13 protein-coding genes are annotated in these 12,532 nt (G+C 54.6%); 5 read left to right on the forward strand and 8 right to left on the reverse strand.

Annotated features, from left to right (window positions below; genetic code table 11):
* Positions 1–55 precede the first annotated feature (55 nt).
* Entirely contained in the window at positions 56–379 is a 324-nt protein-coding gene (locus OKF39_RS19165) for a cupin domain-containing protein (protein WP_045260914.1), read from the forward strand.
* A 37-nt stretch (positions 380–416) separates the two neighbouring features.
* Here the strand turns inward: OKF39_RS19165 and wzz(fepE) are convergent, their stop codons facing one another.
* From wzz(fepE) to OKF39_RS19195, 6 genes are all read right to left on the reverse strand, one after another.
* Complete coding sequence (gene wzz(fepE), locus OKF39_RS19170) at positions 417–1,541, reverse strand: LPS O-antigen length regulator Wzz(fepE) (protein WP_045260915.1); 1,125 nt, start codon at positions 1,539–1,541, stop codon at positions 417–419.
* A 187-nt stretch (positions 1,542–1,728) separates the two neighbouring features.
* Positions 1,729–3,144 (reverse strand): arabinose-proton symporter AraE, encoded by a 1,416-nt coding sequence (araE, locus tag OKF39_RS19175; RefSeq protein WP_028014298.1) that lies wholly within the window; start codon positions 3,142–3,144, stop codon positions 1,729–1,731.
* A 313-nt stretch (positions 3,145–3,457) separates the two neighbouring features.
* Entirely contained in the window at positions 3,458–4,219 is a 762-nt protein-coding gene (kduD, locus tag OKF39_RS19180) for a 2-dehydro-3-deoxy-D-gluconate 5-dehydrogenase KduD (RefSeq protein ID WP_003862835.1), read from the reverse strand.
* 63 nt (positions 4,220–4,282) lie between these two features.
* A complete protein-coding gene (kduI, locus tag OKF39_RS19185; protein WP_479983261.1) occupies positions 4,283–5,119 on the reverse strand; it encodes a 5-dehydro-4-deoxy-D-glucuronate isomerase in 837 nt (278 codons plus the stop codon).
* A 235-nt stretch (positions 5,120–5,354) separates the two neighbouring features.
* Positions 5,355–6,533, reverse strand: coding sequence for an acetyl-CoA C-acetyltransferase (locus tag OKF39_RS19190; RefSeq protein WP_028014300.1), 1,179 nt, complete (start codon positions 6,531–6,533; stop codon positions 5,355–5,357).
* 93 nt (positions 6,534–6,626) lie between these two features.
* Entirely contained in the window at positions 6,627–7,493 is an 867-nt protein-coding gene (locus OKF39_RS19195) for a LysR family transcriptional regulator (protein ID WP_045629969.1), read from the reverse strand.
* 104 nt (positions 7,494–7,597) lie between these two features.
* On the opposite strand from OKF39_RS19195, the gene OKF39_RS19200 reads away from it, so the two are divergent.
* Both OKF39_RS19200 and OKF39_RS19205 read left to right on the forward strand, forming a co-directional pair.
* Complete coding sequence (locus OKF39_RS19200; protein WP_150145010.1) at positions 7,598–8,059, forward strand: multidrug/biocide efflux PACE transporter; 462 nt, start codon at positions 7,598–7,600, stop codon at positions 8,057–8,059.
* A 119-nt stretch (positions 8,060–8,178) separates the two neighbouring features.
* Positions 8,179–9,408 (forward strand): amino acid permease, encoded by a 1,230-nt coding sequence (locus OKF39_RS19205; protein WP_059358104.1) that lies wholly within the window; start codon positions 8,179–8,181, stop codon positions 9,406–9,408.
* A gap of 36 nt (positions 9,409–9,444) precedes the next feature.
* Here OKF39_RS19205 and OKF39_RS19210 read toward each other — a convergent pair whose 3' ends face one another.
* On the reverse strand, positions 9,445–9,717 hold the full coding sequence (locus tag OKF39_RS19210) for a GNAT family N-acetyltransferase (RefSeq protein WP_045260919.1): 273 nt from the start codon (positions 9,715–9,717) through the stop codon (positions 9,445–9,447).
* 10 nt (positions 9,718–9,727) lie between these two features.
* Positions 9,728–9,958: a 4Fe-4S mono-cluster protein YjdI gene (gene yjdI, locus OKF39_RS19215; RefSeq protein ID WP_041908367.1), complete on the reverse strand. Its 231-nt coding sequence runs from the start codon at positions 9,956–9,958 to the stop codon at positions 9,728–9,730.
* Between the two features lie 178 nt (positions 9,959–10,136).
* On the opposite strand from yjdI, the gene OKF39_RS19220 reads away from it, so the two are divergent.
* Both OKF39_RS19220 and OKF39_RS19225 read left to right on the forward strand, forming a co-directional pair.
* Positions 10,137–11,777 (forward strand): ATP-binding protein, encoded by a 1,641-nt coding sequence (locus tag OKF39_RS19220; protein ID WP_479983262.1) that lies wholly within the window; start codon positions 10,137–10,139, stop codon positions 11,775–11,777.
* Positions 11,761–12,456: a response regulator gene (locus tag OKF39_RS19225; RefSeq protein ID WP_075202785.1), complete on the forward strand. Its 696-nt coding sequence runs from the start codon at positions 11,761–11,763 to the stop codon at positions 12,454–12,456. Before OKF39_RS19220 ends, OKF39_RS19225 begins: the two co-directional genes overlap by 17 nt.
* The last annotated feature ends 76 nt before the right edge of the window (positions 12,457–12,532 follow it).

Below are 12,532 nucleotides of genomic sequence, written 5' to 3' on the forward strand. Positions count from 1 at the left end.
TAAGCTGGCCAATGTAAATTAAATAAAACACTGTTTTATTATGAAGGGCTAAGCCATGTTTATGTTCCACAAAGAGACCGCGTCTGAAGATCTGGGGAATGGCGTTACGCGTCGCGTGCTGGCCCACGGCGGCAGGATGATGGCGGTTGAAGTACAGTTTGAGCAGGGCGCGATTGGCCCACTGCATAACCACCCGCACGAACAGTTAACCTATGTTCTCTCTGGTGAATTTGAGTTTACCATTGGTGAAGAGAAGCATGTCGTGACGGCGGGAGATACCCTCTACAAAAAACCACATGTGATGCACGGCTGCGTCTGCCTCAGGGCCGGCACGCTGCTGGACACCTTTACGCCTGTTCGCGAGGATTTCCTGAAATAAAAAAGGCGCTGTTGCAGCGCCTTCATGTGTGCAGAATTTATTCCGTTACCGGCTCTGGCAATGGGTTTCGGCTGAGCATGGCCTCACGGAGTAATACGCTGCCGCAGGCAAACAGAGCGCCAAGGATCGCCGCCAGAATGACAATCATGCCTGTGCCCGGGCCGTCTTTTTTCACCGGCATCGATGGCGAAAGCTGATACCTGAATGGCTCAAGCTTAACGTCTGCGAAGGAGAGTTGTTTCAGCTGCGCCAGGTAATATTCCCGGTTCTGGAAGTCCGCGTTCAGCTCCGTCACATCCTTCAGATTTTTTTCAATCCTTAGCTTTTCCGCGATACCGTCAGCCCCGAGCGCAACGGAGTAATCCGGATCGTCTTTTATCCCCTGCCCGTTGCTATAAACGGGCTTCTTAATGCCCGCCGCATTCGCCACTTCCAGCGAATAGTTCAGCCGCTGCAGGTTGGTGTTATGCACATTGGTCAGACGAACGCGGTCGAGCGTCAGCTGCTGCTCTACCTCGTTCGTTTTGAGGGCGATCTGGTTGCGGATATTCTGCACCGTCTCTTTCTCAACAATTGCCGAGATATAGTTGATATACCCCTCCAGAACGGATTGGGCATCGGCTGCGGTCGGCGCGGTGAAGCTCAATGTCCAGGAGACGAAAGGCGCTTTATCCGCATCTTTTCCCTGAACATCATTCACCGCTTTCATTTTGTCTGCAATATTGACAACCGCACGGTGCAGTTCAAGCGGGTCCACTTGCGCATTCTTGAGCTGCGCCATCACGTAAGGGGAAGAGGTCATATACTCTTCAAGCAATGACTGCGACTGGAATTTTTTAATAAACAGGTCAAAGACTTCCTGACGGGTAACCGGCACCTTCACATCAAGAACCTGCAGCGCAACCATCATCTGGCTCAGCGGGTTCCACTGTGTCTGTTCCGCCGGAGTGATCACCGCTTTACTGGTCCATTTTTGCGGCAGTAGAAGCGCAATTGCCAGACCTGCCAGCGCGAAAACAAAGATAATGGTGGCAATGCGTTTTTTCGCGGTAATCAGAATATCTAACAGGCCCAGAAGATCGATCTCTTTTGAACTGACTGCTGGAGGAGCATATGAGGAAAAATCGAGGTCCGTATTTTTTTTGAAATCCATTGCTGACATAGCCGTTCTTCTGTTTCGGGTGCAGTAAATTCCTGCCGGGTGAGTTCAGTTGCCCGATAATACAAGAAACTAAGAATAATCTGAACGCGAGAATGGACTATCTGAGGAATTGCTATCAAAGTTGGTAGTTATTCAGCATCACGCTAACAAAACGCCGGGTGGCGCTGCGCTTACCCGGCATTAACTCTTACACGCCGATATTTCGCAGTTTCTCTCCGCTCATCAGCTTGCGTTCAATATGTTCCAGCGTCACGCCTTTGGTTTCTGGAATTAGCCAGAATGTCACGCCAATAAATGCCACGTTCAGCACCGTATAGAGCCAGAAGGTGCCCGCCGCGCCAATCGCATCCAGCAGCGTCAGGAAGGTCGCGCCGATGATCATGTTCGACACCCAGTTGGTGGTGGTGGAACAGGTGATACCAAAATCGCGACATTTCAGCGGCTGAATTTCAGAGCACAGGATCCACACCACCGGCGCGGCGCTCATCGCGTAGCCAGCAATACACATCATGGTCATGCCCACGGAGAGCCAGGAGAGGCCGCTGGACGCCGTGCCGTTATCAAACTGCATCAGACAGTAGCCGAGGATCAACGTGCCGAGCGCCATCACGCTAAAGCCAATTTTCAGCGCAGGCTTACGACCGGCTTTATCGACGGTGAACACCGCGATAAAGGTGGCGAACATAAAGGTAAGCCCCACCACCAGCGTGGCGATCATCTGCTGTTCGGTGGTGGTAAAACCGGCCATTTTGAAGATGCGCGGGGCGTAATACATGATGATGTTCATCCCCGTGAACTGCTGCATCGCCTGCAGCAACATGCCGAGGAACACCGCGCGGCGCACGTTGCGGTTAGCCTTAAATAGCGACCAGCCGCCCTGCTTCAGCTTCAGGCTTTCGCGGATCTCGTTCAGCTCTTCACGCGCTTTCTCAGACGTGTCGCGCAGCATGCGCAGCACCTCTTCCGCTTCCACGTGACGCCCTTTTTGCGCCAGCCAGCGCGGACTGTTGGGCAGGAAGATCACTAAAACAATCAGCACTACCGCAGGCAGCGCCAGCACGCCGAGCATCGCCCGCCAGTTACCGCTGTAGCTGAAGTACGTATCGGACAGGAACGCCAGCACGATGCCCAGCGTCACCATCAGCTGGTACATGCTAATCATCTTGCCGCGCACGTTCTCGCTCGCCATTTCGGAGAGATACAGCGGCGCGGTGTAGGAGGCAATCCCCACCGCCACGCCCAGCAGCACGCGGGAGAGCAGCAGCACTTCAACGTTAGTGGCAAACGCCGAACCTATGGACCCGGCAACAAACAGGACCGCCCCGACCATCAGGCTGTATTTACGCCCAAGGCGGAACGAAAGCCAGCCGTTAAACAGTGCGCCGATGGCCGCGCCGAGCATCATGCTGCTCACCACCCACTCCTGCAGGCGGTTACTCAGCGTAAAGTGATCGGTAATAAACGGCAGCGCCCCGGCGATAACGCCGATATCCAGGCCGAACAACAAACCGGCCACGGCTGCCGCAATGGAGACAAACTGGTTCATGCGGCGGGTATCGCGCAGCGCGGCGGGCATCAGGGTAGAGTCATTTATAGATGTCATATTTTTCCTGCCTCAACAGCAAAATTCGTTAAATGAAATTACGAGATAGCGGGGAAAAGTGTCAGGCGGGAATTCGTGAAGATATGGATTATTTCGCTATGGCATAGCGATCTGTGATGGACATTACAATTTCAACTAATACTGGATAATCACCTGATTTTACTAACACCTTAATTTTTAAATAATAAAAATGTGATGGCAGTCATCTATGATTTTTAAGTATGGATTTTTCGTGTTTATCAATATGGACTTTGACAAATTTTAAGCAAAAAAAACCTCCGCCGAAGAGCAGAGGTTTTTGTCATAAGTTAGGTTATCGCGCCAGCCAGCCGCCATCAACCGCGACGGTATAACCATTTATATAGTCTGATGCCGGGGAAGCCAGGAACACTACCGGCCCCATCAGATCGCTCGGCAGCCCCCAGCGGCCCGCCGGAATACGCTCCAGGATCGCCGCACTGCGTTCTTCGTCAGCACGAAGCTGCTGGGTGTTGTTGGTGGCCATGTAGCCCGGCGCAATCGCGTTGACGTTGATGTTGTGCTGCGCCCATTCGTTCGCCAGCAGGCGGGTCACGCCCATCACCGCGCTTTTCGACGCGGTGTAAGACGGCACGCGGATGCCGCCCTGGAAGGAGAGCATCGAGGCGATGTTAATGATCTTGCCGCCCTTGCCCTGCGCGATGAAGTGCTTCGCCGCCGCCTGGGACATAAAGAATACGCTCTTGATGTTCAGGTTCATGACATCGTCCCAGTCGGTCTCGCTGAAGTTAATCGCGTCTTCGCGGCGGATCAGCCCCGCGTTGTTGACCAGAATGTCGATATGGCCAAATTCCGCCACCGCGCGATCCAGCAGCTCCGGAATAGCGTCGATTTTACGCAGGTCGGCGGTCAGGCTGAGAAAACGGCGGCCCAGCGCGGTTACGCGTTCGATGGTTTCCGTGGGCTCAACGATGTTAATCCCGACGATATCACAGCCCGCTTCCGCCAGGCCTAACGCCATCCCCTGGCCCAGTCCGGTGTCACACCCGGAAACCACGGCCACTTTACCCTGCAGAGAAAATGCATCCAGAATCATGTTTGTTCCTTACTCTTTCAGCGCCTGTCATCAACAGGCAGATGTATGCTTAACTGCCCGCGACTAGCGCAGATCCTTAACCGCGACGTGGTCCATATCATCGAAGACCTGGTTTTCTCCAACCATCCCCCAGATGAAGGTATAGGCTTTCGTCCCCACGCCGGAGTGAATAGACCAGCTGGGTGAAATCACCGCCTGCTCGTTATGCATGACGATATGACGGGTTTCCTGAGGCTGTCCCATCATGTGGAACACGCAGGCGTCTTCATCCATATTGAAGTAGAAGTAGACTTCCATGCGGCGTTCGTGGGTATGGCACGGCATGGTGTTCCACAGGTTGCCTGGCGCAAGCTCGGTCAGCCCCATGCTGAGCTGGCAGGTTTCCAGCACATCCGGCACGAAGTATTTATTGATGGTGCGGCGGTTGCTGGTGAGGTTGTCGCCCAGCGTCACGGGCGCAACGTCTGCGGGCGTTACTTTTTTGGTTGGATAAGCGGTGTGCGCCGGGGCGCAGTTGTAGTAAAACTTCGCGGGTTTACTGCCGTCGATGCTGGCAAAGACCACCTCTTTCGCCCCTTTGCCGACGTACAGCCCGTCGCGATGACCAATCTCGTAGCACTGGCCGTCCACGGTAATCGTGCCCGGCCCGCCAATATTAATCACGCCCAGTTCACGACGCTCCAGGAAGTAGCTTACGCCCAGCTGCTTGCCTACTTCACCGCCCACGGAGACGGTTTTCGCCACCGGCTTAATGCCGCCCACGATAATGCGGTCGATGTGGCTATAGACCATGGTGTACTTATCGGCTTCGAACACCTGCTCAATTAAAAACTCGCTGCGCAGTCCCTGAGTATCCAGCGCTTTGGCGTGCGCGCTGTGGATGCTTTGTCTGACGTCCACGGTAACCTCCAGATGTGGTCATGCCCGAAGGCAGAAATTAAACGAAACGACGTTTCGTTTTATGATGAGCACATACTAGCGGCATAAAATAGGGTTTTCAATTGCAATTAAAACAACGTTTCATTTTTTATTTTTGTTTATAACAGAAATGACGCGCGGATCACGATTACTTCCCATGAAGAGAAGAAAACGATAAAAAAAACCTCCCGAAGGAGGTTTTTTAAGTGAGGAGAAATTAGCGTTCGATGGCGAGCGCCACACCCTGTCCGCCGCCTATACAGAGGGTAGCGATCCCTTTGCGCGCGTTTCGCTTTTTCATTTCGTGGACCAGCGAAACCAGGATTCGGCAGCCGGATGCGCCGATGGGATGACCCAGCGCAATTGCACCGCCGTTCACGTTGACCCGCAGCGGATCCCACTCCAGCATTTTGCCGACCGAGATCGCCTGCGCGGCAAAGGCTTCGTTCACTTCGATCAGATCGACATCCGAAAGCTGCCACCCTGCGCGCTCCAGGCAGCGACGGGTAGCGTAGACCGGCGCAATCCCCATCAACGCAGGATCCACGCCCACGCTGGCAAACGCCTTAATGCGGGCCAGCACGGGGAGATCGAGCTCAAGGGCTTTACTTTCGCTCATCATCATCACGGCGGCGGCACCGTCGTTAATGGACGAGGCATTGCCTGCGGTGACCGAGCCCTGCGTTTCAAACGCGGGATTCAGTCTCGCCAGGCCTTCCGCGCTGGCATCCGTGCGCGGCTGTTCATCGGTATCGACGACGATCGCCTCGCCGTTCTGACGCTGCGTGCTGACCGGGACAATCTCGTCGCGAAAGCGACCGGAATCAATCGCGGCACGCGCTTTTTGCTGCGAACTGAGCGCATAGGCGTCCTGCAATTCGCGGCTAATGCCGTACTCGCGCGCCAGGTTTTCTGCCGTCACGCCCATATGATAGTCGTTGAACGCATCCCACAGCCCGTCATGCACGAGGCTGTCGAGCAGTTGGCTGTTACCCAGCTGCGCGCCGGTTCGGCTATCGGTGAGAACGTGCGGCGCGCGGCTCATGTTCTCTTGTCCGCCAGCTATAACCACATCCGCTTCACCGCACTGAATGGCCTGGGTGGCGAGATGCAGCGCTTTTAACCCTGAACCACAGACGTCGTTGATGGTAATAGCGGAGACGGTGTTGGGCAGCCCACCCTTCAGCGCCGCCTGACGCGCAGGGTTTTGCCCGGCACCGGCCGTGAGAACCTGCCCCAGGATCACCTCATCAACTTCATGGGCTGCGATCCCGCTACGTTCCACCAGCGCTTTAACGACCACGCTGCCCAGATCAACCGCCGAGTGACGCGCAAGCGCTCCCTGAAAACAGCCGATAGCCGTACGCAACGCACCCACTATTACGACATCTTTCATCACGACCTCTGTGTTAAATGACATGACGATAGTAGAGGATTGTTACTGGCAATTATCTTAATTGTTTAAAAATAGTGAGTTTAATCACAAGGATTAGCGTGCATCCTGCAGATACTGCCGCAGCCAGCTTCCGGCCACGCCGGGAGGGGATCGTTTATTCCACAGCAGATCGATGCCGATCGCCCGTGGCCAGCCGGGAACATTGAGCTGTACCAGCGACTTCGCGGCGGCGAATTCATCCACCAGCGCGCACGGCAGCACGCACCAGCCGAACCCCTGGACGGCCATACTCAGCAGTAACAGGTAGTTCGGCGCTGACCAGACGGGCCCGCGCGCGATCTCAGCCTCGCGCTCAAGGTAGGTGCTGAGCCTCAGCTCCCGCCAGCCGTGCAGCTCGTCGCTCTGCACCTCGTGTTGTCCGGCGAGCGGATGCGTGGTCGCGGCATATATCGCCATTCGGGTCTGCACCGGCAGCCGGGTAGCGCCAATATCCGTAGGATAACCGTCTCGCGCTTCCGTCAGCCCCACCTGCGCGCGCTCCTTTTGCAGCAGATCGATCACGTCCTCTTCCTCGCCAATCAGGCATTCGAATTCCGTGTGGGGAAAGCGAGCGTCAAACTGCTTCATCAGATCTTCAAGCACGTCGGGGTTGAGGGTATCGGAGAGGACAAACGTCAGACGCGCCTCCGTTTGTGCCGTTAACGACACCGCCAGCTCATCCAGCCGCGTGCTGGCGGCGAGGATGGCCTGCACATAGCCCAGCACCTGTTCCCCCTGGACCGTTAACACCGGCTGGCGCGCCGAGCGGTCAAACAGTTCGAAACCCAGATCGGCTTCAAGATTGGCAATGGAGGTGCTGATCGTCGACTGGCTTTTACGCAGCCTGCGCGCGGCAGCAGAGAAAGAGCCTGCCGCAACGGTCTCAACAAACGCGGTAAGAGCTTCAGGTGAATAGCGCATAAACTATCTACTTTATCGATGGATACTATCTTTAATATATCAGCTTTAGCGATAAAAATAGGCTGCATCAACGCCCATACCGGTGAATAAATGAGGTCTACACTATGCAACATCAGGATGCACTCCAACGTAAGCTGCCGGAGCGGATCTTTCATGCTGTCTGTTTCGAAGGGATTGCCACGGCAATTCTCGCCCCCACGGCGGCATGGCTGATGCAGCGCTCGGTGGTGGAGATGGGTGGGTTAACCATTATCCTGGCTACCACCGCCATGCTCTGGAACATTATCTATAACTTCGGCTTCGACCGTTTCTGGCCTGTCCAGCGCGTAAAACGTACGGCAAAAGTGCGCGCGCTGCACGCCCTGGGGTTCGAATGCGGGTTTATTGTAATCGGCGTGTCGATTGTCGCCGCCGTGCTGGGTGTGACCCTGCTTGAGGCATTCACGTTAGAAATTGGTTTCTTCCTGTTCTTCCTGCCATACACCATGCTCTATAACTGGGCATACGATAACCTGCGTGAGAAATTCCTTAAGCGTCGCCAGCAACGACGCGCTCTGGCAGGCTAAACCCTCGCTGGCCGGACGCCTGTTCCGGCCAAACTCCGTCGAAGCAACTGCGCTCTTCAGGCATAACTATGGTAAATTGCACGCCATTCTGATGGTTTGTTAGTTGAAACGTTGCTCTAATGTCGAAAATTTGGTCAAAAGATGAGACTCTCTGGAGTTTCGCTCTCTATGGCACGGCCGTGGGCGCAGGAACGCTGTTCTTGCCCATTCAGCTGGGCTCCGCAGGCGCTATTGTCCTGTTTATCACCGCCCTCGTGGCCTATCCGTTAACCTACTGGCCGCACCGGGCGCTGGCGCAATTTATTCTCTCGTCAAACACAAAAGGTAATGAAGGGATCACCGGCGCCGTCTCCCACTACTATGGTAAGAAGATTGGCAATCTGATCACCACGCTCTATTTCATCGCCTTTTTTGTGGTGGTGCAGATTTATGCGGTGGCCATTACCAACTCGTTAACCGAGCAGCTGGCAAAACACCTGACGGTGGACACCACCGTTCGCGTGCTGGTCAGCCTGGGGGTGGTGCTGGTATTGAATCTGATTTTCCTGATGGGACGGCATATCACGATAAAAGTGATGGGCTTCCTGGTGTTTCCGCTGATTGCCTATTTCCTGTTTGTCTCGATCTATCTCACCGGAAGCTGGCAGCCCTCGTTGCTCACCAGCCAGATGGCTTTCGATCGCCAAACGCTACATCAGGTATGGATTTCAATTCCGGTGATGGTGTTTGCCTTTAGCCATACCCCGATTATCTCAACGTTTGCCGTTGACCGTCGCGAGAAGTTTGCCGACGGTGCCATGGATAAATGCAAGAAGATCATGAAGGTGGCGTACCTGATTATCTGCCTGAGCGTGCTGTTCTTTGTCTTCAGTTGCCTGCTCTCTATCCCACCGTCCTATATTATGGCCGCCAAAGAGCAGGGGGTGACGATTCTGTCAGCGCTGTCGATGATGCCGTCTTCCCCAGCCTGGCTCGGCATTTCCGGGATTATCGTGGCGATCGTAGCGATGTCGAAATCGTTCCTCGGCACCTATTTTGGGGTGATTGAAGGGGCGACGGAGATCGTGAAGTCGTCGCTTAATCAAGTGGGGATTAAAAAGAGCCGCGCCTTTAACCGCGCGATTTCCATTATGGGAGTGTCGTTAATCACCTTTGCGGTCTGCTGTATTAACCCGAACGCCATCTCGATGATTTACGCTATCAGCGGCCCGCTTATCGCCATGATCCTGTTTATCATGCCGACGCTGTCGACGTATCTGATCCCTTCCCTGAAACCGTACCGCTCCATTGGCAGCCTGCTGACGCTGGTCGTCGGCGTGCTGTGCGTGTCGGTGATGTTTGTTGGCTAGACGTACTCGTGCCCGGCGTGCTGCCGGGCGCGTTATTTACGCCCGAATATCGTCATATTCCCGCGTCTTATCAAACTCATGCTTCGCAAACGGGCACAGCGGAATAATTTTGCGGTTCTCACCGCGCATCTTCTCCACCACTTTCGCCACCAGCTGTTTACCGACGCCCTGCCCTTTCAGGCTCTCATCCACATCAGTGTGCTCGATAATGCTCAGGTGCTCGCCGGTCGGCACGAAGACAATCTCTGCGACCTGATTGCCGTCTGCATCATTCACGTAAAACTTGTTATGGCCTTCCAGAATATCCATGGTTCCTCGCTTATTTTTGGCGATACTTCAGCGCACCGCTCGGGCAGGTATCAATCACGCGTACAACCGTTTCAACGTCCACTTCATCAGGAATGATCCACGGCTTACGTTTCAGATTAAACAGCTTTGCGCTCCCACGCACGCAGTTACCTGAGTGTTTGCAGATCCCGGTATTAAAGTAAACGTCAATTTTCTCGCCGGTATAGGCCCGGTACCCCTCATCCAGTAGTTCTTTATCCATGACATTGCCTCTGTAATTATTATCTTGCTGAATGAAGCATAGCCTTACGGGATCCTGATGGCTATAACGCCGAAAACGAAAAGCCAGGTCACAACTCTTTTCTCGCCAGATTGCGTCCGCTATTGGCACATGTCAGGCTCCGCAAATCTCTCACTTTCATAGGGCTAGCACAGGTGGAATGAAACGCAGACTCTCTTTTCAGGTAAAGCTGTTTTTAGCGCTGGTGTGCTTCTCCTGCCTGCTGTTAGTTCTGCTGGGAACGATCCTGTTTCATTTTATTGACCGACAGCTACACCACGATTTGGGCCAGCGCGCCCGGGTTCAGGCCAGTGAAATCGCCCTGATACCGGGTCTGGCGGAAATGGTGGCAGCCAGAGATATCCCCGGTATCGCCCGCTTAATACAGCCGCTGCGTGCCGAAAGCGATGCCAGCTATATTGTGATTGGCGATACACGGGAACAGCACCTTTATCATTCGGAATCACCGGAGCGCATTAATTTACCGATGATTGGAGGGGATAATGCGGAGGTGTTAAAAGGCAAAACCATTATTTCCGTGCGTCAGGGCGGGATTGGGGTATCGCTGCGCAGCAAAGCGCCAATTTTTAATGCGCAGCATCAGGTCATTGGCATCGTCTCGGTCGGCTATCTGACCTCGTATATTGCCAATATTAACGCCCGCATTCTCTGGCAGGCTGGACTGTACGGTATTGCCCTTCTGCTGTTGCTGTTTATTTTCTCCTGGCTGTTTACCCGCAATCTTAAAAAGCAGATGTTCCGCCTTGAGCCGAAAGATATCGCCCAGCTGGTTTTGCAGCAACGCGCGTTATTAGAAGCGATGTACGAGGGGGTATTTGCCATCAATGAAGAGAAGCGGCTGATTTTAATTAACCGGGCAGCCAGGGAGATGCTGGATATTCATCAAAGTGAGAAAGAACTTATCGGCAAACCGCTGGAAGTCGTTCTGCAGACGTCGCCGGGCTTTTTATCCCAGCGCTACGCCTCGGTAAGCGCTGGTCGCCACGACCAGATCGCAGTGCTTAACCAGCGAGAGGTGATCGTTAACCGCGTGGCGATTGAGGTCGAACCCGGCGTTGAAAGCGGCTGGGTGTACAGCTTTCGCGACAAAAACGACATTAACACCCTCAGCAGCCAACTGAGCCAGATCAAGCGCTATGCGGACAACCTGCGCATTATGCGCCACGAGCAGCTGAACTGGACCGCGACGCTGGTGGGGCTGCTGCAGATGAAACACTATGACGAGGCGATCCGTTACATCCAGATGCAGTCAGAAGGCGCGCAGCGCGTGCTGGACTTCGTTTCGGCCCATTTTTCCTCTCCGGCCCTGTGCGGGCTGCTGTTAGGAAAATACGTCAGCGCGCGCGAAAAAGGCGTTGAACTGCAGTTTGACCCGGCCTGCCAGCTCACCCGCATGCCCCGCACGCTCAACGAAACGGAGCTGATGTCCATTATTGGTAACCTGCTGGATAACGCGGTGGACGCGACCCTTAAGGCACCGGTCCCCGCGCCGGTGGAACTTTACATTTCTGACCGCAACCAGGAGTTGTTGATAGAGGTGGCAGACAGAGGCTGCGGTGTGGATGAGGCGGTGAAGCCACACATTTTCCGCCAGGGTTTCAGCAGCAAACCGGAAAGTGAAAACGACATTGTGGGTACCGAGCACGGTATTGGCCTGTTTCTGGTGGCAGGCTATATCAGGAAAGCGGGCGGCAGCATAGAGATCGCCGACAACACGCCGCAGGGCACCATTTTTTCTGTGTTTATTCCCAATGGACAACCGCATGACCCAACCACTTGACGTTGTGATCGTTGAAGATGAACCGCACCTGGCGGAGCTGCATCGCGAGTATATCGAGCAGAATTTTCACTTGCGCGTGGTGGGCATCGCCGCGTCGATTGAGCAGGCATGCTGCCTGATTCGTCAGCATCAGCCGCGGCTTATCCTGCTGGACAACTATCTCCCGGACGGTAAAGGCGTGGAGCTCATCGATAACCCGCTGCTGAAAAGCTATGAATGCTCGGTGATCTTCATCACCGCCGCCAGCGATATGCAGACCTGCAGCCATGCCATGCGCAGCGGCGCGTTTGACTACCTGATCAAGCCCGTCTTTTTCCAGCGCCTGCACGCCTCGCTGGAGCGGTTTATGCGCTTCGTCCACACCGTGCAGCAGGTGAAGGTGGTCGACCAGCACGCGCTGGATCGTCTGTTTAATCTGCCTGCCGCGGAAGCCTCCATTACGCCGTCGACGAAGGGCATTGAACCCCAAACGCTGGAAAGGATTAAACGCCTGTTCGCCGAACATCCCGACAGCGCGATGTCGGTTGAAGAGGTGGTGGAAAACGTGGGGATCAGCAAAACCACGGGGCGTCGCTACCTGGAATACTGCGTGGAGAGCGGGTTAATCATCGTCGAAATGCTGTATGGCAATATTGGTCATCCACGGCGGCTATACCGCAAAGCCGACGATAAACCGTAATCCGAAACCGTTCGCAGGCAAACGTTCGCGGATTTTATGGTGTTAATTGCTGAAACGATGGTGACAGTCACACTTC

The sequence above is a fragment of the Enterobacter cloacae complex sp. HYC042_NIDB genome (assembly GCF_056673315.1).